The 23,627-nt window shown below is 40.2% G+C and carries 26 protein-coding genes; 13 read left to right on the forward strand and 13 right to left on the reverse strand.

Annotated features, from left to right (window positions below):
* Window positions 1-166 precede the first annotated feature (166 nt).
* From AAZR19_RS00495 to AAZR19_RS00515, 5 genes are all read right to left on the reverse strand, one after another.
* Entirely contained in the window at window positions 167-1,273 is a 1,107-nt protein-coding gene (locus AAZR19_RS00495) for an ABC transporter ATP-binding protein (RefSeq protein ID WP_041109937.1), read from the reverse strand.
* 143 nt (window positions 1,274-1,416) lie between these two features.
* Entirely contained in the window at window positions 1,417-2,292 is an 876-nt protein-coding gene (locus tag AAZR19_RS00500; protein WP_076839453.1) for a helix-turn-helix domain-containing protein, read from the reverse strand.
* Between the two features lie 20 nt (window positions 2,293-2,312).
* Window positions 2,313-2,522, reverse strand: coding sequence for a YheE family protein (locus AAZR19_RS00505; RefSeq protein ID WP_003211787.1), 210 nt, complete (start codon window positions 2,520-2,522; stop codon window positions 2,313-2,315).
* Between the two features lie 152 nt (window positions 2,523-2,674).
* Window positions 2,675-4,033: a YheC/YheD family protein gene (locus AAZR19_RS00510; protein ID WP_076839452.1), complete on the reverse strand. Its 1,359-nt coding sequence runs from the start codon at window positions 4,031-4,033 to the stop codon at window positions 2,675-2,677.
* On the reverse strand, window positions 3,990-5,102 hold the full coding sequence (locus AAZR19_RS00515) for a YheC/YheD family protein (RefSeq protein WP_076839450.1): 1,113 nt from the start codon (window positions 5,100-5,102) through the stop codon (window positions 3,990-3,992). The genes AAZR19_RS00510 and AAZR19_RS00515 overlap by 44 nt, the downstream gene beginning before the upstream one ends.
* Before the next feature lie 214 nt (window positions 5,103-5,316).
* Here AAZR19_RS00515 and AAZR19_RS00520 point away from each other — a divergent pair, with 214 nt between their 5' ends.
* From AAZR19_RS00520 to AAZR19_RS00540, 5 genes are all read left to right on the forward strand, one after another.
* The gene (locus AAZR19_RS00520; protein ID WP_076839449.1) at window positions 5,317-6,450 is read left to right on the forward strand and encodes a DUF445 domain-containing protein; all 1,134 of its coding nucleotides are present in this window, start codon (window positions 5,317-5,319) and stop codon (window positions 6,448-6,450) included.
* Between the two features lie 121 nt (window positions 6,451-6,571).
* A complete protein-coding gene (locus AAZR19_RS00525; protein WP_056766061.1) occupies window positions 6,572-6,928 on the forward strand; it encodes a YlbF family regulator in 357 nt (118 codons plus the stop codon).
* Between the two features lie 452 nt (window positions 6,929-7,380).
* Window positions 7,381-8,247, forward strand: a complete 867-nt coding sequence (locus tag AAZR19_RS00530; RefSeq protein WP_039177545.1) for a Cof-type HAD-IIB family hydrolase — start codon at window positions 7,381-7,383, stop codon at window positions 8,245-8,247.
* A 113-nt stretch (window positions 8,248-8,360) separates the two neighbouring features.
* Window positions 8,361-9,860 (forward strand): coproporphyrinogen III oxidase, encoded by a 1,500-nt coding sequence (locus AAZR19_RS00535; RefSeq protein WP_326148755.1) that lies wholly within the window; start codon window positions 8,361-8,363, stop codon window positions 9,858-9,860.
* Window positions 9,861-9,935: 75 nt separating this feature from the next.
* Window positions 9,936-11,210, forward strand: a complete 1,275-nt coding sequence (locus AAZR19_RS00540; RefSeq protein ID WP_087975651.1) for a lysine N(6)-hydroxylase/L-ornithine N(5)-oxygenase family protein — start codon at window positions 9,936-9,938, stop codon at window positions 11,208-11,210.
* A gap of 37 nt (window positions 11,211-11,247) precedes the next feature.
* Here the strand turns inward: AAZR19_RS00540 and AAZR19_RS00545 are convergent, their stop codons facing one another.
* The 3 genes from AAZR19_RS00545 to AAZR19_RS00555 all read right to left on the reverse strand — a co-directional run bounded on the left by AAZR19_RS00545 (window position 11,248) and on the right by AAZR19_RS00555 (window position 13,360).
* Window positions 11,248-12,471, reverse strand: a complete 1,224-nt coding sequence (locus AAZR19_RS00545) for a cation:proton antiporter (protein WP_087975650.1) — start codon at window positions 12,469-12,471, stop codon at window positions 11,248-11,250.
* Window positions 12,472-12,474: 3 nt separating this feature from the next.
* Window positions 12,475-12,972 (reverse strand): cation:proton antiporter regulatory subunit, encoded by a 498-nt coding sequence (locus tag AAZR19_RS00550; RefSeq protein ID WP_024425442.1) that lies wholly within the window; start codon window positions 12,970-12,972, stop codon window positions 12,475-12,477.
* A gap of 64 nt (window positions 12,973-13,036) precedes the next feature.
* Window positions 13,037-13,360 (reverse strand): potassium:proton antiporter, encoded by a 324-nt coding sequence (locus AAZR19_RS00555; RefSeq protein WP_229137060.1) that lies wholly within the window; start codon window positions 13,358-13,360, stop codon window positions 13,037-13,039.
* 181 nt (window positions 13,361-13,541) lie between these two features.
* Between AAZR19_RS00555 and AAZR19_RS00560 the strand changes: the two genes are divergently transcribed.
* The gene (locus AAZR19_RS00560; protein ID WP_083703964.1) at window positions 13,542-14,315 is read left to right on the forward strand and encodes an enoyl-CoA hydratase; all 774 of its coding nucleotides are present in this window, start codon (window positions 13,542-13,544) and stop codon (window positions 14,313-14,315) included.
* Window positions 14,316-14,346: 31 nt separating this feature from the next.
* Here AAZR19_RS00560 and AAZR19_RS00565 read toward each other — a convergent pair whose 3' ends face one another.
* Window positions 14,347-14,535 carry a YhzD family protein gene (locus tag AAZR19_RS00565; protein WP_041109960.1) on the reverse strand — a complete coding sequence of 63 codons (189 nt, stop codon included), beginning with the start codon at window positions 14,533-14,535 and terminating at the stop codon, window positions 14,347-14,349.
* A 171-nt stretch (window positions 14,536-14,706) separates the two neighbouring features.
* Between AAZR19_RS00565 and AAZR19_RS00570 the strand changes: the two genes are divergently transcribed.
* The 4 genes from AAZR19_RS00570 to AAZR19_RS00585 all read left to right on the forward strand — a co-directional run bounded on the left by AAZR19_RS00570 (window position 14,707) and on the right by AAZR19_RS00585 (window position 20,081).
* The gene (locus AAZR19_RS00570) at window positions 14,707-15,921 is read left to right on the forward strand and encodes a metallophosphoesterase family protein (RefSeq protein WP_434702078.1); all 1,215 of its coding nucleotides are present in this window, start codon (window positions 14,707-14,709) and stop codon (window positions 15,919-15,921) included.
* Between the two features lie 16 nt (window positions 15,922-15,937).
* Window positions 15,938-18,724, forward strand: a complete 2,787-nt coding sequence (locus tag AAZR19_RS00575; protein WP_434702079.1) for an AAA family ATPase — start codon at window positions 15,938-15,940, stop codon at window positions 18,722-18,724.
* A 62-nt stretch (window positions 18,725-18,786) separates the two neighbouring features.
* The gene (yhaM, locus tag AAZR19_RS00580) at window positions 18,787-19,734 is read left to right on the forward strand and encodes a 3'-5' exoribonuclease YhaM (protein ID WP_024425447.1); all 948 of its coding nucleotides are present in this window, start codon (window positions 18,787-18,789) and stop codon (window positions 19,732-19,734) included.
* 116 nt (window positions 19,735-19,850) lie between these two features.
* Window positions 19,851-20,081 (forward strand): sporulation YhaL family protein, encoded by a 231-nt coding sequence (locus tag AAZR19_RS00585; protein ID WP_024425448.1) that lies wholly within the window; start codon window positions 19,851-19,853, stop codon window positions 20,079-20,081.
* A gap of 52 nt (window positions 20,082-20,133) precedes the next feature.
* Here the strand turns inward: AAZR19_RS00585 and AAZR19_RS00590 are convergent, their stop codons facing one another.
* Window positions 20,134-21,018, reverse strand: coding sequence for a peptidylprolyl isomerase (locus AAZR19_RS00590; protein WP_024425449.1), 885 nt, complete (start codon window positions 21,016-21,018; stop codon window positions 20,134-20,136).
* Window positions 21,019-21,179: 161 nt separating this feature from the next.
* On the opposite strand from AAZR19_RS00590, the gene AAZR19_RS00595 reads away from it, so the two are divergent.
* Together AAZR19_RS00595 and AAZR19_RS00600 are read left to right on the forward strand one after the other, a co-directional pair.
* Window positions 21,180-21,266, forward strand: coding sequence for a YjcZ family sporulation protein (locus AAZR19_RS00595; protein WP_008361129.1), 87 nt, complete (start codon window positions 21,180-21,182; stop codon window positions 21,264-21,266).
* 145 nt (window positions 21,267-21,411) lie between these two features.
* The gene (locus AAZR19_RS00600; protein ID WP_017360317.1) at window positions 21,412-21,501 is read left to right on the forward strand and encodes a YjcZ family sporulation protein; all 90 of its coding nucleotides are present in this window, start codon (window positions 21,412-21,414) and stop codon (window positions 21,499-21,501) included.
* A gap of 51 nt (window positions 21,502-21,552) precedes the next feature.
* Here AAZR19_RS00600 and AAZR19_RS00605 read toward each other — a convergent pair whose 3' ends face one another.
* Entirely contained in the window at window positions 21,553-21,738 is a 186-nt protein-coding gene (locus AAZR19_RS00605) for a hypothetical protein (RefSeq protein WP_072368131.1), read from the reverse strand.
* 82 nt (window positions 21,739-21,820) lie between these two features.
* On the reverse strand, window positions 21,821-22,342 hold the full coding sequence (locus AAZR19_RS00610; protein ID WP_024425450.1) for a DUF3267 domain-containing protein: 522 nt from the start codon (window positions 22,340-22,342) through the stop codon (window positions 21,821-21,823).
* 232 nt (window positions 22,343-22,574) lie between these two features.
* Between AAZR19_RS00610 and AAZR19_RS00615 the strand changes: the two genes are divergently transcribed.
* Window positions 22,575-22,919 carry a YhaI family protein gene (locus tag AAZR19_RS00615; RefSeq protein ID WP_041109967.1) on the forward strand — a complete coding sequence of 115 codons (345 nt, stop codon included), beginning with the start codon at window positions 22,575-22,577 and terminating at the stop codon, window positions 22,917-22,919.
* On the opposite strand, the gene AAZR19_RS00620 is transcribed toward AAZR19_RS00615, so the two are convergent.
* The gene (locus tag AAZR19_RS00620) at window positions 22,897-23,517 is read right to left on the reverse strand and encodes an HTH-type transcriptional regulator Hpr (protein WP_024425452.1); all 621 of its coding nucleotides are present in this window, start codon (window positions 23,515-23,517) and stop codon (window positions 22,897-22,899) included. The genes AAZR19_RS00615 and AAZR19_RS00620 overlap by 23 nt on opposite strands.
* Window positions 23,518-23,627 lie beyond the last annotated feature (110 nt).

Genomic DNA, 23,627 nt, shown 5'->3' on the forward strand with positions numbered 1-23,627 from the left:
ATCAAGTCATTTGCCACTTGGCGAAACCCAATGCAGTAACTGCTTTGTACTAAGTATTATGGTTATTTCCGAAAAAAACATACGAGAAAAGAACATGGTAAATGTTGTGTTAACATACAAAAAACCATCACCCAATGATGAGTGATGGCGCTGCTTATATATCTTTTTATTCTGCTGAGCGAATGCGCAGCTCCGTATCCGCATCAAAGAAATGGGCTTTGTTCATATTAATCGCAAGAGGGATAGACTGTCCGGCCTGTACATCGGTACGAGAATCAACACGTGCAATAAATGATTGACCATCGATAGAAGAATAAAGCATCGTTTCTGCCCCCATTAATTCAGCTACTTCTACGTCAGCATGAATTTTTGTGCCTTCAGACGCCTCTATAAATACTGGTTCATCGTGAAAATCTTCTGGTCTGATGCCTAAAATGACATCCTTTCCAATATAGCCTTGGCTGCGTAATACTTTCATTTTTCCTTCTGGTACACGAATATGAGTTTTTCCAACCGCAATGGCACCGTCAGAGAGCTTTCCTGTGAAAAAGTTCATCGCAGGTGAGCCGATAAATCCACCTACAAACACATTCTCTGGGTTTTCATATACATCTTTCGGCGCTCCTACCTGCTGAATAAAACCATCTTTCATGACAACAAGGCGTGTTGCCATTGTCATGGCTTCAGTCTGATCATGTGTCACATAGATAAATGTCGTTTGCAGACGCTGATGAAGCTTAGAAATTTCAGCACGCATCTGAACACGGAGTTTTGCATCTAAATTAGAAAGCGGCTCATCCAAAAGAAAAACCTTTGCATCACGTACAATCGCTCTGCCAAGTGCAACACGCTGCCTTTGACCTCCAGACAGTGCTTTTGGTTTTCTGTCTAAATATTGCTCAAGCCCTAATATTTTAGCGGCATTTCGAACCCGCTCATCAATTTCTGCTTTCGGAAACTTCCGCAGCTTTAATCCAAAAGCCATATTATCGTACACATTCATATGAGGATATAATGCATAGTTTTGGAAAACCATTGCGATATCCCGGTCTTTCGGCGCTACATCATTCATCCGTTTTCCATCTAACAGAAAGTCTCCTTGTGAAATTTCTTCTAGACCTGCAATCATGCGAAGGGTTGTTGATTTTCCGCAGCCTGATGGACCAACAAACACAATAAATTCTTTATCTTCTATATGTAGATTAAAGTTGTCTACTGCTGTTACCTTGTTATCATATACTTTATAAATTTGATTCAGCATCATTTCAGCCATTAGATGTCAGCCTCCCCAGTCCCTCTTTTTTGAAAGCGCTTTACTAGTAAATAAAGTGTATAAAATGAGGAAGAGTCTGTAAATGGACAACGTGCACAACATCCTATTTTCATTTTTGGGCAGGATGCTCATGTCTTCATTCTTTATGAAAGATCGAGTAGAGTCATCATCAAATAAGCAGCGGATGCTTCTGGAAAATGTCGTATATCTAGCCCAGTGCGCTCAATAAATTTATCAATTCGATATTGAAGACTGTTTCTGTGAACATATAACGCTTTTGCTGCCTTGGATGCGTTTAAATTACATTGCATATAGGTCATGAGAGTTCGGTAAACATCCCGATCAAAGACCGCTTCTTTAAAAGCATCTGAAATAGCGTGAGAGAGTGCAGAAACATCATAACAAATGAACGAAGGCAGGCATTGATAAAATGTGGCAGCCCCTGATCTAAGCTTTTCTCGCTGTATATGACATAAAAAGAGCTGTTGTTCATTTAATAGCCTCATCTGTAAATGGTCATTTGGCAAATGCAGCTGTCCTTGTATAAAGACTGAGTCTGTTAAAAAATCACTTGTAATAGCCAGAGACAAATCATTTAACTGATCTAATTGACTGTTTTCTGATGTGGCATTTGGTTGAATCAGCATAGCTGTTTCAGGGCCTGTCCATATGAAATGAGTATGTTCGAGGCTGTTATTCACAGCCTCTTTTATTTGCTGTCTTTGTTCTTCTTGATGGATCATTTGAAAATAATAAACACGGACGGGATGTTGGACAGTTAGTGGTTTGTTTTCAAAAAGATAGCTGAACCATTTTTGTTCATCCTCGGTCTGCGCTTTTTGAAATAGCTCAATTGGTGTAAGAAAAGAGTTGAGAAGAAGTGTTTCTCTTTCTGAAAGCTCCGATTTGTTTACTCCAAATATTTCGCCTTCTTCTGTTTGATACCAAAGAATATGTTTGTCATGAGTAGGTGTGCTGATGATATGGTCTCCGTAAACAAGTTTTAATTTTTCTAACATGGCGGGGCTCCTTAAACAGTTTAATCATAGACATGGAACAGCATTAATTCGTGGATTTCTTCTTTTAAAGTTGGCTCAACTTCATGGGGCGGAAGCTGAGATCCCCATTCAATGTCACCTGTTTTGTGGTAGATGCCTTCATAGTGCGCACCATTGTGGAAAAAGGATATTTTCCAGCCTGGCAATTGTGCTTTCTTAAAAAGGGGTTTCCATTGAAAATGAGAAATCATATCATCATTGCCTCCTTGCTTTTATTGATGAAACAATAAACAAACACGACAACACGGAAACAACCTTGAACTTGATTTTATTGTATCTCATCTCATGAAAAGAGCATAGAAAAAGCATAAATTTAAGAGCACTGCCATGTGACAAAAAAGCGTCAGTAGACGTTCGTGTGATCTGAAGTGGTGAGTGCCGTTTTTGAAAGGTAAGATGCGTAATCCATGATTCTTTTCCCAATCAGCCATTCTGATTTTTTCAAAGAGACATGCTGGAAAATCTCTCGGCCAGGGCGAGAATTGGCTTCGAACATCCAAATTGCACCTGTTTGATCAATGCCTAAGTCAAAACCGATTTCACCAATATGCCCGGTCATTTTTTGATCTATCACTTGGCTAAGCATGATGGCAGTATGAGAAAGCTGCTGTAAAATCTGCAAACGTTTCTTTTCTTCTGGAAAGACAGCATAAAGTGTTTTCACCGTTCCCCCGTGTAACTGGTGAGTCGTGATGGTATGATCTCCAGAAACCTTTGCTGCTGCTGCTGTGACTGTCCAATCACCTTCTTTATTTTTATTCGTATGAACTCTGAAATCCATCGGTTGATTGCCTATTTGAAGAAGCTCAATGCCTTGTTGTGCAATAAAATCATGAATTGCATGATCCTTTCGCAGCCTTTGAACAAACTGATCTATTGAATCATATGGAATGGGCATTCCAAAATTTGAGAATACAGTGATTCCGTCGTTTTCCTTCTTTAACTGATAAATCCCGTCTCCATGACTTCCGTTTGTCGGTTTTAAGTATATAACTTGATGCAGGTAGAGAAGTGTTTCAATTTTACTTAGAGCGTCCACGGGATCTAATTGTACAGAATGTGGGAGAAAGGACCATGTTTTTTCATCTGTTAATAGCTGTTCATGAATCTCCCATTTATTAAAAAAGTAAGGATTGAACCAAGGGATATCATAGTCTTGGGTGAGTTTTCGCTTCGTTTCTTGAATGAGTGCCGACTGAGCAGCTTTTCTATTTGGAAGCCGGTCATAAATGACTGACGGAAGGGGAAGCTGTTTTTTAACCCATGAATCTTGGTGGTAGAACAGTCCTTCTACAATTCCTTTTTCCCAATCAATAGAATGTGACCCAAAAAGATAGGCAAAACCAGGATGCTGCCTGAAAGAGTGCAGCAGTTTGATAAAAAATTCTGATCTCGTTCCTAATGGCTGTGTACTTTGCTCAAAACCTGCAGTGAAAATGCCCATCAACGGCCCTATAAAAAGTGTATGGTCAATGATGATCACATCAGCTTTTGATTGGTAAGGAATCAGTAAACTTCTGTATAGATCTTCAGACAATAAAATTTTATTTGGATGCTGATGATAGGAAATGTTGAAGCCATCTACTAAACGAGACCCTAGAGCAAGAGAATAGATGGCATCTTTCTGTTTATAATGGACGGGAAGATGAATTGTTTTTTCACTTGTGAGGTGTGGGGCGATGATGCAGCGCTTTCTGTTCATTAGAAACCTCCTTCGGTTGAGACTTTATCGATTGAGCATGTTCAAGAATGATACGAATCAATTCGTGTTCCTTGTCAGGATAAACTTTTAAAAAAGCGGATCGCCCTGGCTTTGATCTGATATTTGATATGAAAAGTCTGCCTTCACTTGAATGAAGTAAGTCTACTGCGAATTCAAAGCAAGGAGAGTAAGTTTTATCTATATAAGCTGGGATTGATGCCTGAATGGATGCAATATCATCTAAAAGGAGTTCCTTGATGTGTGGCTGCAATGTATTTAGATAGTGTTCAAAGCCTATCACAGGAGCTGATTTTTGTGTATGACTTAAAAGACTATTTTCTGCAGGTGATTTTGTGTGAATTCCCATGCGTTTCCATTGATTTTGTGAATCTTTCATAAGAAAAATCTTGATTTCATTGAATAAAATTTCTTTTTGATCATTCGTGTTGAAAAATTGAAGGAAATACCGGCCTGCATATTTTTTGCACCAGCGCTCCAGCTCTGACGTACGAGAAAATGTAATGGTTTGATTGGAACTTAGCTGAACAGTAAATGTTGATTTGCCATCAAAGGAAATGAAGTAAGTAGATGCTGCATGCTGATGGGAGAGAGGCTGCATTCTACAATAACCGCCAGCCCCGCACTCTCTTACCATATTGATCAGGTCTGAGGGCTCTTTTAATAAAAAGCAGACAGGTAAATATGGCTGTGAAGCAGAGAGGAGACGGAGCTGCTCAAATAGCACCATTTTATTTGAGATGCCGGTATTCAAAAAATCTGTTTTTGGATATTTTTTTAGCCATTCCATGATGGGTTTTGCTTTTTTAGATTGTGCGTCATGCCGGTAAAGACATCGGTCATAAATCAAGTCGGGAATCGGAAATTGTGCGTCGGCAAACCCTTGGCCATTCGTATATGTTTGGCCTTTTATCAAATTTGAAGCCGGCTTTAAATCAAATGGTGTAAAACGAACAACCTCTAAACGATAAGAAGAGGCAGCTTTGGCGAGCTGCCGTGTGAATGCCTCTTCATACTGCGGAGAAAGGCTCGCAATACCTAATGTTGTCATTAAAAAACACCTTCTTTTCAACTTCTTTTTTTACCATCAAAAAAACATTTTTTTATGATTTTACATAAAGCTCATGCTCCTTTATCATTACGACAGATCGCTTGATCATATGTCTCGCTGCATGCTTCATTTGCTTGGGAACTTGACAACAACTATAATACGTATAGATCAAAACAATAAACTTCGGGTGTTGTTTGAAAGGTAGATGACGACTTTGAATATATTCACAACGTTTATCTTTATGATTGTTATTGGCGCAGTCATAGGAGCAGCGACAAACCATCTTGCAATTAAAATGCTTTTTAGGCCTTATAAGCCATATTACTTATTCGGAAAACAGCTTCCATTTACACCAGGGCTTATCCCTAAAAGAAGAGACGAAGTAGCCAAGCAGGTTGGTGTCATGGTTATGGAGCATTTGCTCACGCCAGAAGGTATTCAAAAAAGATTTGAATCATCGGAGGCAAAGCAGGAGATCCTGCGTACAGTCCATCGATATATTGACAAAGGCGCAAATATGGAGATCACCGTATTCTCTCTGCTAGAAAAATTCGGCGTTACAGAGGCTGATGTCAAAGCAGATGAATGGCTCCATCAGTGGTCTGACCAGAAGCTTGCTTCACTGCTGGAAACATATAACGAGCAAACTTTATCTGAATTGCTCCCGGTAGAAGTTGAAACCAAAATATCATCAAAAATTCCAGATGCAGCAGATTATATTTTAAAGAGAGGTATTCATTATTTTGAAAGTGATGAAGGCAAAGCCAGGCTTGGCAATATGATTGATGATTTCTTAAAAGAACGGGGAATGCTTGGCAGTATGGTTCAAATGTTTCTAGGGAATTCAAGCTTAATTGATCGTGTGCATCCAGAAATTATCAAGTTCTTAAGAAACGCAGAAACCAAAAGATTTTTATCAGATTTACTTGTTCAAGAATGGGACAAGGTGAAGCAATTTTCTCTTCATGAGCTTGATGAAAAATGGAATGTGAAGGAACTTATTTTTAGTGTGAAAAATCAATTGCTTTCTCATTTCTCTACAAAGCTGATATTAGACAAACCAGTTGGAACATATGTCAGTGCTGTAGCGGATGATCTTAAAACACATTTTGCGCCAGTGTTGATTGATAAGGGGATCGAAGCGGCTTCAAATTCTTTAGAGAGTCTGCTTGCAAAGCTGCAATTTGAAGATATCATTCGTGAACAAATTGAACTTTTCCCGCTTGAAAAAATGGAAGAGCTTGTAGTCAGCATCTCTAATAAGGAGCTGAAGATGATAACATTTCTAGGCGGTCTTTTAGGCGGGATGATTGGTGCTATCCAGGCTGTTTTTGTGGCGCTATTCTAAGACAAGCTATAGAAATTTTAATGAATTCATTGTATATATGTGAAACGAAAGCCATAGTTTGTTATAGTGGAGTGGTGTCCGCCGATCATATCGGTGATAACGGATAGAAAGGAGACATAACATGTCTGTAAATCTTTATGATGTTGCATATGACCTTGAAAAAGCATTGCGTCATAGCGAAGAATATTCAACTTTAAGAAATCTTTATGATGAGGTAAACGCGGATGATTCCTCTAAAAGAATGTTTGAGAACTTCCGTGACATTCAAGTAAACCTTCAACAAAAACAAATGACTGGTCAAGAGATCACACAAGAAGAAGTGGAGCAAGCTCAAAAAACAGTTGCTCTTGTTCAGCAGCACGACAAAATCTCTCAGTTGATGGAAGCAGAACAACGTGTGAGTGTTCTTATCGGTGAATTAAATAAAATTATCATGAAGCCACTTGAAGAGCTTTATGGGAATCCAGAAGAAAACTAATGGAAAGGGCGATGTCATTCGCCCTTTTTTGTTTTATCTTTTCTCCTCAATATCTTTTAAAAAAAGGTTGTCGAAGCACATAAATTCTGCGATAATACTTATATTGAAAGTGCTTTCAAAAAGGCGCTCTCAAGGGACAATTGGGTGCGTTTCACTTGGGATTTATGGCGGTGAGCCAAACGAGAGAGAAGCGCTTCTGGGAGAAACGCAAAGCATCATAAGGGGATCTGATATAAGCAATGCTTTGGTGTGTAAATGATAAGGGGATCATGGGGAGCTTCATCACTCCATTGTAACGCATCCAAACCATACATAAAAAAAAGCCTAGGGGTAGGCTTTTTTTATTTATCCATCTATTCATAACCTGGGGCTCTTTCAACTGCATGTTCTAAAGCACCAAGCTAGGGCATATCCTCATCGTAAGTACAGTCATCAAGAAGGGGGATGCCTCAGTGTCAAAAAAACTACTTGCACTCAATATAGATGGGACGTTACTTCGTTCCAATGGTAAAATCCATTCTGCTACAAAAGAAGCTGTGGAATATGTAAAGAAAAAAGGGGTTTACGTGACGATTGTCACCAACCGGCATTTTCGTTCCGCTCAAAAAATTGCCAAGGCGTTGAAGATTCCAACATCAACCCTTGTGACGCATAGTGGTGCATTTATCGCCGATAAACTCGATGAGCCGCTTCATGTGAAAAAATTAACGGAAGAAAAGACATTTAATCTTGTGCAAATCCTTGAAAGCTTCGATTGTAATGTCCGCTTGCTGCATGAAAAATTCTCGATCGGCAACCGGAAAAAAACGCAGTCTCAGCTGATGGGAAAGACGCTCATTCATCCGTCTGATCCAATTTTCTATCCTGTCCAATTTGTTGAATCGTTAAGTGATATGCTGATGGATGAACCAGTCAGTACTCCAGTGATTGAAGTATATTCGACCGCGGAGCTTCAGCCTGAGATTCACAGGACTATTCAACAAGCATTCCCATCTGTTGATCTTATTAGGATCAGTGATGAGAAAATGAATATTGTATGCAAAGGGGTTTCGAAGGAAGCGGGACTTTCTCTTTTAACCTCTGCACTCGGTTTTACTTTAGAAGATACGGTCGTCATTGGCCATGGAACAGATGACATTCCAATGCTTGAATTGGCTGGTTTAGGCGTTGCTATGGGAAATGCCCCCAATGATGTCAAGCGTAAAGCCGATTGGGTGACGCGCTCGCATGATGAACAGGGTGTGGCTTATATGATCAAGGAATACTTTAGAATGCAGCAAAGAGAAGGATTTTTACATCAATTCGATATTAAGAGATAATAAAGTGAAGGCCCTGTCAATCAAGAAATGACAGGGCCTTCGTCTGTTCCCTTCATTGCTTTTCCTACATGAATTTTGTAAAATGAAACAAGTTTGAAGATAAAGGTGATATGATGCGAATTTTAATTAAAGGGCTGTCAGATGAACGATTTCATCGCCCGCTTGTCAATATAGCCAATTTATTTGAAGAAGATAGTGAAGTGATGTTTGAACCAAGTGAATTGGATGATGGTTTGATCATGGAATTTAGCTGGAAAGAAGAAAATGGCATGGTGGAAGCATCTGGCCATATCGATGGATCAGACATCACCAGTCGTTTTTCGCGGGATGTCCCAGAGAGCTTGAACGATAAGGAGCGCTGGAAACAAATCAAAAACACAGTGCTGTCTGTTTATTTACACTTGCTTCAGGAGCACACAGGAATGACACAAAAGTGGGGGATTCTCACAGGAATACGTCCGACGAAATTGCTTCATAAGATGCTGAGAGAAGGCATGTCAAAGGAAGATGCACATGCGGCGTTAAAGCGTGATTACTTGATTCATGATGAAAAAATCAATTTGATGCAGGAGATTGTCGACCGTCAGCTTAAAGCCATTCCAGATCTGTATGACCTTCAGCAGGAAGTGAGTATTTATATTGGCATTCCTTTCTGCCCCACAAAATGTGCTTACTGCACGTTCCCTGCTTACGCCATTAAAGGACAAGCTGGCAGAGTGGGAACGTTTTTGTTTGGTCTGCATTATGAAATGCAAAAAATGGGCGCATGGCTAAAAGAACATGGGATCAAAGTGACGACTGTTTACTTTGGCGGAGGCACGCCAACGAGCATCACAGCGGAAGAAATGGACTTGCTGTATGAAGAAATGTATCGCTCGTTCCCAGATGTGAAGCATATACGGGAAGTGACTGTCGAAGCAGGGCGTCCTGATACGATTTCGCCTGATAAGCTAGAGGTGCTAAATCGCTACAATATTGACCGGATTAGCATTAACCCGCAATCGTATGAGAATGAAACACTAAAGGCTATTGGCCGGCATCATAGTGTGGAAGAAACGATTGAAAAGTATCACTTATCAAGACAGTACGGCATGAATAATATCAATATGGACTTAATCATTGGATTGCCGGGAGAAGGGCTCAAAGAATTTCAGCACTCCTTGCAGCAGACTGAAGAGCTCAAGCCTGAATCTTTGACTGTGCATACACTCTCCTTTAAAAGAGCATCTGAAATGACGCGCAATAAGGAGAAATACCAAGTAGCAGACCGAGAAGAAATCACACGTATGATGGATGAAGCGGTCACTTGGACGAAATCACATCATTATCACCCGTATTATTTATATAGACAAAAAAATATTTTGGGAAATCTCGAAAATGTCGGGTATTCATTAGATGGGCAGGAAAGTTTGTATAATATCATTATCATGGAAGAAGTACAGACAATCATTGGCATTGGATGCGGTGCAGCAAGTAAATTCATTGATCCTCGATCAGGAAAAATTACGCAGTATGCCAATCCAAAAGATCCAAAATCGTATAATGACCGCTATGAACACTATACAGAAGAGAAAATTCAATTCCTTGAATCATTATTTGTTTCTCACGTTTAAACACTGCGATGACGCAGTGTTTTTTTCATTTGTAAAAGGGTATATAAGTGATAAAAAGGTAAAGCAGGTGTACATATGATAGATGTGATCGGAATTGGGATTGGGCCCGCCAATTTAGGGTTGGCCGCTTTGTTAGAGGAGTATGAGGATGTCTCATGCTGTTTTTTTGAACAAGAGTCTGAGTTTGCTTGGCATCCTGGTATGCTGATCAAAGGAACGGATTTGCAAGTTTCCTTTTTAGCAGACCTTGTCACAATGGCGAATCCAAGGAGCAGGTATACATTTTTAAATTATTTACATGAATCAAATAGACTTCACCGGTTCTATACATTTGAACAGTTTGATATCCCGCGGAGAGAATTCAATGAGTATTTATCATGGGTAGCAGGAGAATTAGACAGCTGTCAGTTTGGGATGAAGGTAGAAGAAGTGACGGACTGCCAAGATGGCTACCTTGTGAAAGTCAGACGGCTGAAAGATGGATCGCTTTCTGAGTATCGTGCAAAGCATGTCGTGTTAGGCACAGGAAGCAAACCGATGATTCCAGTCGATGTGCCTGAAGCAGCATATCCATATGTGACCCATAGCAGCCGTTATTTAGATCAGCAGAAAGCACTTCATGAAGCTGAGTCGGTGGCGGTAATCGGCTCAGGGCAGAGTGCAGCTGAAATTTTCTTAGACCTGCTTCAGCATCAAAAGAAAGGGCAGCAGCTTTCATGGTTTACGCGTTCTAGTGAATTTAGAGAGCTGGAGACAGCAGAACTTGGCCAAGAGCTTTTTACACCAAAGTATGTCGAGTATTTTCATTCGCTTCCTTATGAAGAACGTATGAACACATTGCCTAGGCTGACAGGATTAAGAAATGGCATCGATGCATCGACGCTTTCGCGCATTTATCAGGAGCTGTATCATCGCTCCGTTTCAGGTGAAGAGCCATCTGTGCTCATTCAGCCAATGACAGAGCTTGAAGCGATTCAAAGAGGAGAGCATCAGCCTTTGGAGCTGCACCTCAAACAGTGGCAGCTGAAGAAAGAAAAAAGCATAACTGTAGATCATGCTGTATTGGCTACAGGGTATACACCGAATATTCCTGAATGGTTTAGCGCATACGAACCTTTGATTGAATGGGAAAGTGATGAGCATTTTAAAGTGACAGACGACTTCAGGCTTGTGTTCAAAGACAAGCGTTCAAATTATTTCTTTACATTCACGAATCTTGATCATTCTCATGGAACAGCGGCGACCAATTTGAAACTATCGATTTACCGCAACCAGAAAGTCATTCGAACCATTCGCGGGGTCGAGGAAACGCCAGTCAAGCAAGAAACTGCATTTCAGCAATTTGAATAAAACATAGAAAAGGGCCCAAGCATAGGGCCCTTTTTTATTAGAACGTCGTTTCTTTTTTTACTTTTGGTTTTTCAGGTTTCCATTTGAAGATTTTGTTTAGGATTTGATAGATTTTCTTAGATTCTTTCGTTACGAGCGGTCCTAAGATCGCAAGGATTAAGACATACAATGCAGCAAAGGGCTTCAAAGTAGCGGCAAGTCCGCCGGCGATGCCAAGCTCGGCAACGATGATTGAAAACTCTCCTCTCGATACGATGGTTAATCCAATATTAGAAGAGGCTTTATGAGAAAATCCAGCTCTCCGTCCAGCGAACATTCCGGCAGTGAAGTTCCCAATTAAGGTAAGAATCACAGCACCGATCGCAAGCCAGAAGGCATCACCCAATGTAAACGGATCGATACTGAGACCAAAGCTGAAAAAGAACATCGCTCCAAAGAAATCTCTAAACGGAACCACGAGATGCTCGATGCGGTCTGAGTGCTCTGTTTCTGAGAAAACAAGACCAAGTAAGAGAGCCCCAATAGCCTCTGCTACATGAATTGTTTCTGAAAAACCAGCGACAAAGAACAAAGCCGCAAAAATCACAATGATGAACACTTCGTTCGAACGGATATCAAACAACTTATTTAATAGTTTTGGCAGCTTCCGCGCAATGATAAAGAAAAGCATCATATAACCAAAAGCGATTAAAATCGATAATAAGGCACCGCCCACAGTAGTGGCATCTCCAAGGACAAGACCTGATACGACGGATAAATATACGGCAAGGAAAATATCCTCAAACATAATAATCCCTAGAATTAACTCTGTTTCAGGATTTGCCGTCCGTTTCAAATCGACAAGGACTTTGGCCACAATGGCACTGGATGAAATGGTGATCACACCTGCCATAATGAGAACCTCAAGGAATCCAAATCCTGTGATAAAACCGTAGAGCAGTCCTAAGCTGAAGTTGATCAAAATATAAATAGATCCGCCGACTGCAATAGATTTACCCGATTTAATGAGTTTTCCGACAGAGAACTCAAGTCCAAGATAGAAAAGAAGGAACAGGACGCCCATTCTGCCAAAAAACGAAATGATCTCCGTGCTTTCGATAAATTTCAAATCAATGATCCCGATAGTTGGAGCATGCGGCCCAACAATCATTCCGAGGACAATGAGAAAAGGGATGATAGAAAATTTAATTTTATTGGCGATTAAGCTGGCGATGGCGATAAGAATTAGCGCCGTCCCAACTTCAAAGACTAAATGATCCATTCATCACTCTCCCCCTCTAGAAAGAAAATCACGTACCAATCGCTTCAAGTGTTTTCTTTCGCCCGAAATGACCATCGTATCATTTGCTTGAATAATCGAATCGGCACCAGGGTTGAGTAATTTTTCATTTGTATGTTTAATGATCGCAATCACGGTGACTTCATAATTTTGTCTCACATCTAAATCACCGAGTGTATGTCCAACCGCTTTTGCACCTTTTTCCACCTTAAACCATTCAATGATCAAGTCGTTGAAGGCCATTTCAATGGTTTCTAGTGCCTGCGGTTTATACACCATACCGCCGATAATAGCAGCGATTTGCCGGGATTCAGCATCATCGAGTGAAATGGTAGACAGCACTTCATCTGGATCATCATCGTCAAAACGATAAATTTCCCGTCTGCCATCATCATGAATCACAATCGTCATCTTTTCTCTATTTCTCGTTTCAATTTCAAATTTCTTTCCGATCCCAGGAAGATCATTTTCTTTAATGTTCATTTTATCCCTCCGAATTTGATAGGCTGTGTTTTTCAAATAGTAAATGCGGATGAAATAAAATGAATCAGTAGAGGTAATTAGATTGATACATAACGGGGATCGCACACTTCATTTCCAAAAAACATAGATCAATGGACAATGCAGCTGATGGGGCAGGCTTTGGCAGAAAAGTCTTGGCATCCACCATGGATAATCTGTCCTTCAACAGAATGGATGAAGCATGTTTTTTTGAAAATGAAGGTGTCTTCACAGCATTGATTTCTTCATCATAAATGGATGGAGAAATCATGCTAGTACTCGCTTCTGCCTGTGAAGCAAAAACGACATTTGAAAAAGGAGAAAACATGACGATGAAGCTAACCAATATTATGATGGAACATCTGATCAATCATCCTCCTCCTTTCAAATTTATTTTCTTTCTTTTTTTACTATATAAAAATATATTTCTTGTTTCAATCATTATGCTTATTTTAGTATCAATTGATCTTGAAATTTTTTATTTAGAGAAAAAGGTTTTACATGATGGAAATGGAAGTAAGTGATGAGCTTTTAAAAGAAGAGGGGGATGGATGATGACATATATCAATTGTCAGTTAGACGGGGATGTTTTTGAAATCGTTTTCAATAGGCCTGAAGCTTATAATTCTTTTCATGTGGACATGTTTGCTGAATTCAAAGAAGCATGTGATGCAGCGGAGGAAAGTAGTGCAAAAGTCGTTGTCATCAAGGGAGAGGGAAAAGGATTTTCAGCAGGCGGAGATATTGGGATGATGCTTAAGCAGGAAAGTGAAGAAGATTTCCATCGTGTGATGGATTTGATCGAGGGAATTACACTTTCTCTAGCTAGTATGAAAAAAGTGACGATTGCGCTTGTCCACGGGTCAGCAGCAGGCCTCGCTTTTAGCTTTGCCCTAAGCTGTGACTACTTGTTTATGCATCAGGATGCAAAACTCGCCATGAATTTTAATGGAGTAGGATTAATTCCAGATGGCGGGGGGCATTTTTTCCTCACAAAAAGAGTGAGTGAGCAAACCGCTAAACAATTGATTTGGAGCGGACAAAAGCTGCCGGCTGAAGAAGCGTTAAAGCTGCGCCTTGCAGACGGGGTGTTTCAGGATGAGGTCGATACGTACCAAAAAGTGTGTGTGAAGCCATTTATGAACATGCCGCTTCAAGCCTTTATCGAAACAAAGATGATCTATTTCCAGCAGTCAGAATCAAAGCTCTTAGCAGTTCTTCAAAAAGAGAGAGCAGCACAGGCAAGACTGAGAAAAAGTCATGATCACAAGGAAGGTATACAAGCCTTTTTAGAAAAAAGACGTCCTGTCTTTCAAAAAGCATAAATGAACATGAGGCCGGCGAAAGCCGGCTTTTTTAACGTTCAAATAAAAGCAGCTTTCCTGCTTGATCAACGAGTCGATGAGAATGTTTTGTATATTGCTGTTCCATTAAGCGATGACGTCCTAATTCCTTTGCTTTCTCATCACTATCCGCTGTGATTTTTTCATTTAATAAAGTATCACCCGACCGGTCAAATACGGTTAAAAAGTATGTCTTCTCCATTCCTCATCTTCCTTTCCTCTGTTTTTAATGTAATTAAACATGGAATAAGTCAAAACCTCTTTTTTAGCCCTTAAAAATGTGTTTTTTAGATTGAGAGTGATAGAACGTGCATTCGTAAAAATGGCATGATAAAATATGGACAATGACAGTATCGGACAAGGAGATAGACGTTTGACTAAGCTCACCTTTATTCATGCCGCAGATTTACATTTAGACAGTCCCTTTGCAGGAATGTCGACTATACCTAGTTCTATATTTAAGCGGCTCAAAGAAAGTACATTTCAAAGTGCTAAGAACATCTTTGATCTTGCCGTTGCGCGGGCGGTAGACTTTGTGCTGCTGAGCGGAGATTTATTTGATGAATCCAATCGCAGCTTAAAAGCACAGCTGTTTTTAAGAAATCAGTTTGTAAGACTGCAAACGCACGGGATTGAAGTCTTTATTATTTATGGGAATCATGATCATTTAGGCGGGGAATGGACACCGATTGAGTGGCCTGAGAATGTACATGTCTTTACGAGCAGTACACCAAGTGAGCACTCCTATTATCGAGGGGAGCAGCTTGTCGCCAGTATTTATGGGTTTAGCTACAAAGAGCGGGCTGTCTATGAAAATATGACATCTCATTATGTCAAAACAACAGACGCTGCCTATCACATTGCAATGCTTCACGGCACATTAGCCGGACAAGAAGGACATGATGCATATGCCCCATTTCAGCTTCAGCAGCTCATAGCACGGGATTTTGATTATTGGGCGCTCGGACATATACATAAAAGAGCCCTCCTGCATGAAGACCCATATATACTTTATCCTGGTAATGTGCAGGGCAGACATATAAAAGAAACGGGAGAAAAAGGCTGTTACTTGATTCACCTTTCCGAAGATTCACGGGCAGCGGATTTTATCAGCTGTGCAGATATCATCTTTGAGAAACTGGCAATAGACATCACAGAAACGGCTCATATGACGGATCTTGTCACACTTGTGGAAGGCAAAATAAATGACCTGAAAGAGGAAGGCGTTCCTCATTTTGTGAGAATTGAATTGACAGGTGATGCACCTTCTTACTTTGAGCATACGCAGCTTGAGATCCTAGAAGAGCTGTTGACTGTTTTTCATGAGCAGGAGGAAGATGAAGATGTGTTTGTTTGGGTGATGTCAATTGACTGCCGAACAAATGAGGATGGGATCTATCCAGAGGATTCTTTTTTGAAGGAACTAACAGCAGAAATTGCACAGTTTGAGTCATATGAAGAGCTGCTTTCACCGATCAAGCGTCACCCAATCTACAGGAAGTCAGGAAAAGCGCTCACAAAAGAGGATGAATTGGATATAAAAGAAGAAGCACAAAGGCTGCTGACGGAACAGCTGAAGCAATTATGAGAAAAGGAGAGGTATGATGAAAATACGTTCACTCCATATAGCGAATTTCGGGAAATTTTCAAATCGAACCTTTCACTTTTCTGATGACGGTTTTCAGCTAGTTTACGGCCTGAATGAATCGGGGAAAACGACATTGAAGGCGTTTATTGAATCGATGTTATTTGGTTTTTCAAAAAACAAGATATACAAGCCGAAACAAGGATCTTTCTATGGCGGCTCCCTCACTTGCTTAGATGAGGAGTTAGGTGTCATTCACATTGAGAGATCGTCCGATCGAGGCGGTCAAGCACAGGTGTTTTTACCGAATGGTGAAGTGAAAGATGAAGCATTTCTACGAACTCTTTTAAAGGGAACAGATCGCAGATTATTCCAATCAATCTATTCATTTGATGTGTTTGGTCTGCAAAATGTCCAAGCCTTAAACGAAGATCAAATCGGTGAATTTCTCCTTTTCTCAAGTTTATTTGGCTCAGATGCTGCCTCCAAGATGGATAGCAGGCTGCTTAAGCGGCAGGAGCAGCTGTTTAAACCAAATGGACGCAAGCCGGAATTAAACCAGCAGCTTGATCGTTTAAAAGAGCTGGCTGCACAGCTGAAACAAGCTAGATTGGCAGAAGGCCGTTATACAGAAAAAAAACGGGAGCATTCTGAATTAATAGAGACGATCGCAGCGCTTCAAAAGGAAATGAAGCAGACAGAAGAACAGATTCAGCAGTTAAACGAACACATTCGACTTTATCCCATGATAGAGAAGAAGATGGAGTTAAAAAAAGAATTAGCCCGTTATCCAGAACGAGTCAAACGCTTTAGAGCAGAAACAGAGCATGAATTGGATAAATTAGAATCACACCTTCACCCGAAAAAGGCTCAAATGACTGCACTAAAGCAAAAATTAGATCATTTGCAAACCTCGCTGGCACAAGTTCAACCGCTTTATGACAAGGATACATTACTGGAGATGAAGCGTGTTGTTGATGAATCTTCTCATGCTGAACGTGTCAAAAACCGCTTAGCTGAATGTAAAGCAGAACGTGATTCATTAAAACAAAAAATGGACGAAGCCGCAGCGAAGCTAAAGTGGCAGCGTTCAGTCAAGCTTGATCAGATTGACGACTCCCTTGAATTTGAGTGGGAATTAAAGGAGGCTGTCAGCCAATACGTTCGTTTAATGGACAGAAAGGCACAGCTGGATGACCGGTTTGATCATGCAAGACATGAGCTGGAAGAAGCGGAAACCGCTTTAAAAGGATTAAAGGAACAGCAGGCCAAATCGCACAGTTCAGTGGAAGCTGGGGAAACAAGAACAAAAGAGAAACGGGTTCATTCCCGGGCGTGGTTATTTCCTGTGATGGTGATATTTGATGCTGCACTTCTGCTTGTCCTTTTCTTTTTAACAGAGTGGTGGGTTACTTTCTTATTTGCAGGGTTTTCTGTTTTTGTCTTCTTTGCTATTTACCCATTTTTGAAATCGACACAGGTGAAACACGGAAGCGGCGGGGGAACATTCGATTCCTTCCAAGTACAGGCAGCTTCAGCTGAAACGCTTGTGAGGCAGAAGGAGCTTTTGTACGAAAGGATCATCCGGCAATATGAAGACTGGGAGCAGGAGCTGGAACCAGTCCAGCAGCAAGTAGAGGAAAAGAAAAGACAGCTGGGCTTGTCCTCAGAGCTTTCTTTCCTAGTAGAAGCCTTCCTTATCCTGAAGCAATTAAAAACGAATACAGCGGGATATGAGGAGCTTAGCCGGGAAATAGACGAGCTTGCCGGCCAGCAATCCAATTATGAGCACAGGGTGGAAGCGTTAAGCAGTCTTCTGCAACGAAAGGAAGGCACCATTCAAGAGAACATCTCGGCCTTTCAAGAGATGTTGAAAGATGAGGCGAAAAGAGAAAAAGAACGTCAGACATTGGATGTATCGATTCAACATGTGAAACAGCAGATCACGACACTAGAAGGGGAAATTGACTATTACGAAAAACAAATGGACGCGCTTTTTCGTCAAGTAGAGGCAGAGTCCAAAAAAGATTACCAAATTCTTTCCCATCTATCGAAAGAATATCGGGAGCGGCTTTCCCATTTGCAACAGCTGAATCAAGAGCTGCATAGAAGCGGCTGCTTTGATGAGGAAGAATCGATTGTTCGTAAAGGATTGCGTCTTCTTGAAGAAGAGTGTGCGGAAGCAAAGCAGCACCTGAATAACATACAATCGAATGCGGCGAATATGGAAAAACGTTTGGCAGAACGAGCAGTGGAAATCCGGCAAATAGAAGCTTCAGGTACGGTGTCTGATTTGACTCATCAGCTTTCAGCTGAGCAGGAGCATGCAAAGCACCTTGCGAAAAAATGGGCGGCGATTCAGCTTGTTCGCTCCGTCATTCGAGAAAAAATGAATGAACATAAAGAAAAAAGGCTGCCAGCACTGCTGCAAACAGCTTCCCGCTTTATTCAGCCGTTAACGAATGATCGATATGAAGCCATTTTATTTTCACCAGAGGATGACCGGCTGATCGTGAAAAGGATGGATGGACGAATATTCCGCCCAGAAGAGCTCTCGCAAGCAACATGTGAACAAGTCTATCTGGCCATTCGTTTTGCACTCGCCTTGTCTCATCAGCAGGAATGTCAGCTTCCGTTTATGATGGATGACAGCTTCGTTCATTTTGATCATGTTCGTCTAGGAAGAGTACTGGAGTTGATTAATGAACTCACGCGTTTTGAAACACAGCTGTTTTATTTTACCTGTCATCAGCATATGACGCAGGCAGCTGAAGATGGACAGATTACGAGTTTAGCAGTTGAATGATTGACAAATAATGACTTATGTTATACTTATATGAGCAGAAACATGGAAGGAGCTTTTATTGAATGGCTAAAGGGATCATGACCTATGATGTCGGCGAACAAGTTGACCTGCATTTATTAATTAAATCATCTACTAAAGGGATTGCAAGTAATGGCAAACCATTTTTAACGCTCATTCTTCAAGATCAAAGTGGAGATATTGAGGCGAAACTATGGGATGCAAAGCAGAATGATGAAATCACCTACGGCCCGCAAACCATTGTGAAGGTAGTAGGCGACATTCATCATTATCGCGGGAGGAATCAGCTGAAGCTTAGGAATATACGCCCTGTTGCTGAAAACGAGCAAATTCGAATTGATGACTTTCTCGAAACAGCTCCTATTCCAAAACACGATATGATGGATACGATTATGCAATATATCTTTGATATGAAAAACCCTAATATTCAGCGTGTTACAAGGCATCTGCTAAAGAAATATGGACAGGAATTTGCTGATTATCCGGCAGCGACAAAAAATCATCACGAATTTGTCTCTGGACTCGCTTACCACGTTGTGTCCATGCTGCATTTAGCAAAATCCATTGTTGACTTATATCCATCACTAGATCGAGATCTTTTATATTCAGGCATCATTCTTCATGATTTAGGGAAAGTCAAAGAGCTTTCGGGTCCAGTCTCCACGACATATACGGTGGAAGGGAATTTAATTGGCCACATTTCCATTATGGTGACAGAAATTGCGAAAGCTGCGGAAGAGCTTAGCATTGATTCTGAGGAAATTCTCATTTTACAGCACTTAGTCCTGAGTCATCATGGAAAAGGGGAATGGGGCAGCCCGAAACCACCAATGGTGAAAGAAGCTGAAATTCTCCACTATATTGATAATTTAGATGCGAAAATGAACATGATGGATCGTGCGCTTGAGCATGTGAAACCAGGAGAATATACAGAACGTATTTTTGCACTTGAGAATCGTTCGTTTTATAAACCAACCTTCCATCACGAATAATCATGTCAAAACGTCCGTTTATGCGGGCGTTTTTTTCATAACTTGTCTTCTTTTCGCATAAGCATGTAACACAAAGGAAGAGAGGAATGTCCTTAAGAAAAGGAGGCGATGAAAAAATGTTGTTTTTTCCGTGGTGGGTGTATGCATGTATTATCGGCATTATTTTCTGTGCGTATAAATTAATGACAACAGCCAAAGAGGAGCAAGAAATTGATCAATCCTTTATTGAAAAGGAAGGAGAAATTTTTATCGAGCGAATGGAACAGGAAAGAGAGCGCAGACGCCAGAATCAGCAGGTGAAAAGATCACAGGATACTGCGGCACATGAAGATCATTCAATTGCTTAATCTCGTCATACAAAACCCCTCTGCACGATGACGGCAGAGGGGTTTTTTGTGATTACTGGTTCTGTTGTGTCTGCTGATTTTGTGCAGGCTGTTCAGATTTTTCTTTGAACGTTTTTTGAAGCTCTTTATCTTTTACTTTCACATCAGCATCTTTTACTAATTTGTTTAAGATGTTTTGGATTTCATTTGTGTCTGCTTGTTTTTGGTCAAGCAGTTCTTTTTTCAAGTCCGCTTTCATGTCATCATATTTACCGCGTTCTTCAGTCTTTTTAATGATATGGTAGCCGAATTGGGATTTTACTGGCTTGCTGATTTCATTTACTTTTAGTTTGAAAGCTGCTTTGCTGAAGTTCTCGTCCATTTGGCCTTCTTTTGCGAACCAGCCTACATCGCCGCCTTGTGCTGCTGAAGCAGTATCAGTTGAATATTCAGAGACAAGGGAATCCCATTTTTCACCTTTATCTAATTTCTTTTCCACTTCGTCAGCTGTTTTCTTATCAGCTACTAAAATGTGGCTTGCACGGATTTTTCCTTTAAGGTCATCGTAATACGATTTTACTTCTTTATCAGTGATTTTGATGTTAGCTTTGGCAGCCTTTTGAGTCAGCAGCTCATATTTCACTTGATCTTTGATGTAATCTTTACCGAATTCATCTTGAAGCTGTTTTAAACGATCTTCACCAAGTGTCTTTTTATATTCTTCCAATTTCTTATCAATTTCTTTATCAGATACTTTGTATTTGTCAGCAAGAACCTTTTGTTGAACAAGTAGGTTTAGAGCATCTCCACCTGCTTGTTTCTTAAGAGTTGTATAAAGTTCTCCTTTTGTGACATCTCCTGATTTCGTTGTGGCGATCACATCTTTATCACCGCTACTGCATGCGCCAAGAGTTAAAACACTTACTGCTGTTACAGCTGCTAAAGCCATTTTTTTCATTCAAAAAACACTCCTAATCTTTCCAATTTATTTATCATTGCTTGTATCATAACATATTGTGACACGCTGTAAAAAGAAATGCAAATGGAAGGGCATTCGTCTAGTCAAAAAATTGCGAGCGACATACACATATAGTGATCACAAAAAGGAGGCTGAATTATATGGGAGCAGGATATTCTAATGGGTTTGCTTTATTGGTCGTGCTATTCATTTTGCTGATCATCGTTGGTGCAGCATATCTTTACTAATTAAATCGCTGTGACAGAAGGGAGCCGTCCTGCCGTGCGTGAGGGCGGTTCTTTTTTCAAACGATGACAGGTGCCTAAACGTTTTTTATTTTTCTGCATACACTGAGCTTAGAACAGAGGAAGAACTGGCAGGAGGTGTTTTCACATGGGAGGAGAAGTCTTTGCTGGCGGTTTTGCACTAGTCGTCGTATTATTCATTTTATTGATCATCATCGGTGCATCTTGGATTTGCTAATTCAAATATACACAAAAAGCTGCCCTCAAACTGGCAGCTTTTGCTTTGATCTTAAATGGAAATGGTAATTTCAACAAATGATGAGATAAGTAAGATCAGTATCGATACATTGATAAAGCGAAACACCTTATCTTGCCGTTCTTCAGGAATCTCTCTGACAAGGCATAATGTATTAGTAAGCCTGTTTATTGAATACACAATAAACGCGGCAAAGACGATGAAGTAAAATAAAACTATCGGAGATCCCCCCTCTCTATGCTATTCCCATACTACATTACCAAATTTTTTATGAAAAAGATAGAAGTTGGCTTTAAAAACCTCATGATGAGGAAGTTTGGTCAACTAAAATATCAAACTCGTCTTGAGCTTGATCGATGATGCAGGATTTAGGTGCTTTGAGCAGCTTCCATGCAAATAAAAAGTCAGGCAAACAATAGCCTGCATGTATACTAGCGATGATGATAAAATAGTGTGCGTACATAGGAAACGCCACGCCTAACACAAAGTAAACCGGTGAGATGACACAAAACGGGCTGAGAAGTGAAAAAAGCATCACTTTCTTAGGCACGCGCTGCCAGCAATTTCGTTTCATCAATAGCGTCATTTTTTTCTTATTTTTCATCACTGGGATCAAGTGAACCACACGGTGGACAAGCAATGTCACAAGTAAGAGCACGGCAAAAAGCGGTGCGTTATGGCTGCTTAGCCTCGTTTCAGGATGAGTCAGTTGAAAACATAAAAATGCCATAATGAAAAAAAGGATAGCAAGACTTATGGCAGAAATCATCATTCTCGTATAACCATAATCCTTTTCAAGATTAATGGTCTTCCAACAATTCATTTTTCATCCTTCCAATCTAAAAATCGAATTGAATATCTCAAGATAATTTACTCTTCCTGAGGATAAAAATCAATGGTTTTGATGAAAAAAAATAAAATGGTGCCTTCATATGGAATAAAGAGAGGAAACTTTGGATTTTTCAAGAAAAAAGAACTGAAGGGGGAGGTTCGTCTCTTTCGTCAATGAGTAATTTCGGCTAAAATAGAAGGACTAAGAGAAAGAGGGAACGTACATGAGTATTGAGGAACGAATGAGCCAGCTTGAATATTATATGGAACTTTTATTGACGGCAACCGATATGAGCCGTTATCCATATTATGCGTTATTGATCAGGCAGCGTGTATCGAAAGAAGAGGCAGAGGAAATTGAGCGTATTTGTGCTGAGCTTTCAGAGGAAATGGATAAGCAAAAAGCACAAGGCTACGTCATGTTTGACGATCTCCTTGCGCTCTTTGCGGGACAGTTAATTGAAAAGCTGGATGTTCATGAGACGATATTTGCTTTGCATGATCAAGGGCTCTTTCAGCCGCTAATGAATGAATTTATAAAGATCATTAAACAATTTGATTTGTTTTAGACGCTTTTTCTGCTGCCTCAGCTGAGTTTTCGAGTTCCTCAGTCTTTTTTGTGACTTTTCCTTGCTCATTCAAAAAGTCCTTCTCAATGTTTGAAAACGATTTCTCAAAAATCTCCATGAAATCCTCACCATAAATGTTTCGGATGATACACATCATTTCTAAAATCTCAGGGAACTTTCCGTAAATGTCATGAAGCGGCTGTGCGCCTTTGACAATACCAGTTCGGGCCGGGTCATAATCTTCGAGTAGTTTATGGAATGTCTCTTCGCCTTTTGGCGTTAGCTCAATATACGTATTGCGCTTATCGTTTAACTTTTTAGAAAATTTTAAAAATCCTCGTTCCTCCAGTTTCTTGGAGAAGTTAAACGCCGTTGATACATGCATGACGCCAAACTTTGCAATTTCTGATATTGAAGCTCCTTTTAATTGATACGCAATCCACAAAATATGATGTTCATTGATATTTAGGTTATACGGTTTGATCCACTGCTGCCAGTCCTTTTCAATGGATTTCCAAAGAGCTTTGCTCAATTGGGCCATTCTTTGACTGAATAAAAGTGCTTCTTTTACATCGAAAGGCTGTTCCGAATGATTCATCCATTTCACCTACTTCTCTTTTTCTTGTAATTCTATTATGCCAATAAAATAAAGATTAATAAAGCTGAAAATTCAAGAATTTTTAAAAGTCATGAAAAACATTGTCAAAA

Source organism: Bacillus sp. Je.9.29.b (assembly GCF_051129925.1).
Taxonomy (GTDB): domain Bacteria; phylum Bacillota; class Bacilli; order Bacillales; family Bacillaceae; genus Bacillus; species Bacillus safensis.

What these genes read in the sequence shown, in the direction of transcription:
- AAZR19_RS00495 (WP_041109937.1), bottom strand. Translation starts at nt 1,273, where the DNA reads ATGGCTGAAATGATGCTGAATCAAATTTATAAAGTATATGATAACAAG.
- AAZR19_RS00500 (WP_076839453.1), bottom strand. Translation starts at nt 2,292, where the DNA reads ATGTTAGAAAAATTAAAACTTGTTTACGGAGACCATATCATCAGCACA.
- AAZR19_RS00505 (WP_003211787.1), bottom strand. Translation starts at nt 2,522, where the DNA reads ATGATTTCTCATTTTCAATGGAAACCCCTTTTTAAGAAAGCACAATTG.
- AAZR19_RS00510 (WP_076839452.1), bottom strand. Translation starts at nt 4,033, where the DNA reads ATGAACAGAAAGCGCTGCATCATCGCCCCACACCTCACAAGTGAAAAA.
- AAZR19_RS00515 (WP_076839450.1), bottom strand. Translation starts at nt 5,102, where the DNA reads ATGACAACATTAGGTATTGCGAGCCTTTCTCCGCAGTATGAAGAGGCA.
- AAZR19_RS00525 (WP_056766061.1), top strand. Translation starts at nt 6,572, where the DNA reads ATGTCTGTAAATCTTTATGATGTTGCATATGACCTTGAAAAAGCATTG.
- AAZR19_RS00535 (WP_326148755.1), top strand. Translation starts at nt 8,361, where the DNA reads ATGCGAATTTTAATTAAAGGGCTGTCAGATGAACGATTTCATCGCCCG.
- AAZR19_RS00540 (WP_087975651.1), top strand. Translation starts at nt 9,936, where the DNA reads ATGATAGATGTGATCGGAATTGGGATTGGGCCCGCCAATTTAGGGTTG.
- AAZR19_RS00545 (WP_087975650.1), bottom strand. Translation starts at nt 12,471, where the DNA reads ATGGATCATTTAGTCTTTGAAGTTGGGACGGCGCTAATTCTTATCGCC.
- AAZR19_RS00550 (WP_024425442.1), bottom strand. Translation starts at nt 12,972, where the DNA reads ATGAACATTAAAGAAAATGATCTTCCTGGGATCGGAAAGAAATTTGAA.
- AAZR19_RS00560 (WP_083703964.1), top strand. Translation starts at nt 13,542, where the DNA reads ATGATGACATATATCAATTGTCAGTTAGACGGGGATGTTTTTGAAATC.
- AAZR19_RS00565 (WP_041109960.1), bottom strand. Translation starts at nt 14,535, where the DNA reads ATGGAGAAGACATACTTTTTAACCGTATTTGACCGGTCGGGTGATACT.
- AAZR19_RS00575 (WP_434702079.1), top strand. Translation starts at nt 15,938, where the DNA reads ATGAAAATACGTTCACTCCATATAGCGAATTTCGGGAAATTTTCAAAT.
- yhaM (WP_024425447.1), top strand. Translation starts at nt 18,787, where the DNA reads ATGGCTAAAGGGATCATGACCTATGATGTCGGCGAACAAGTTGACCTG.
- AAZR19_RS00585 (WP_024425448.1), top strand. Translation starts at nt 19,851, where the DNA reads ATGTTGTTTTTTCCGTGGTGGGTGTATGCATGTATTATCGGCATTATT.
- AAZR19_RS00590 (WP_024425449.1), bottom strand. Translation starts at nt 21,018, where the DNA reads ATGAAAAAAATGGCTTTAGCAGCTGTAACAGCAGTAAGTGTTTTAACT.
- AAZR19_RS00595 (WP_008361129.1), top strand. Translation starts at nt 21,180, where the DNA reads ATGGGAGCAGGATATTCTAATGGGTTTGCTTTATTGGTCGTGCTATTC.
- AAZR19_RS00600 (WP_017360317.1), top strand. Translation starts at nt 21,412, where the DNA reads ATGGGAGGAGAAGTCTTTGCTGGCGGTTTTGCACTAGTCGTCGTATTA.
- AAZR19_RS00610 (WP_024425450.1), bottom strand. Translation starts at nt 22,342, where the DNA reads ATGAATTGTTGGAAGACCATTAATCTTGAAAAGGATTATGGTTATACG.
- AAZR19_RS00615 (WP_041109967.1), top strand. Translation starts at nt 22,575, where the DNA reads ATGAGTATTGAGGAACGAATGAGCCAGCTTGAATATTATATGGAACTT.
- AAZR19_RS00620 (WP_024425452.1), bottom strand. Translation starts at nt 23,517, where the DNA reads ATGAATCATTCGGAACAGCCTTTCGATGTAAAAGAAGCACTTTTATTC.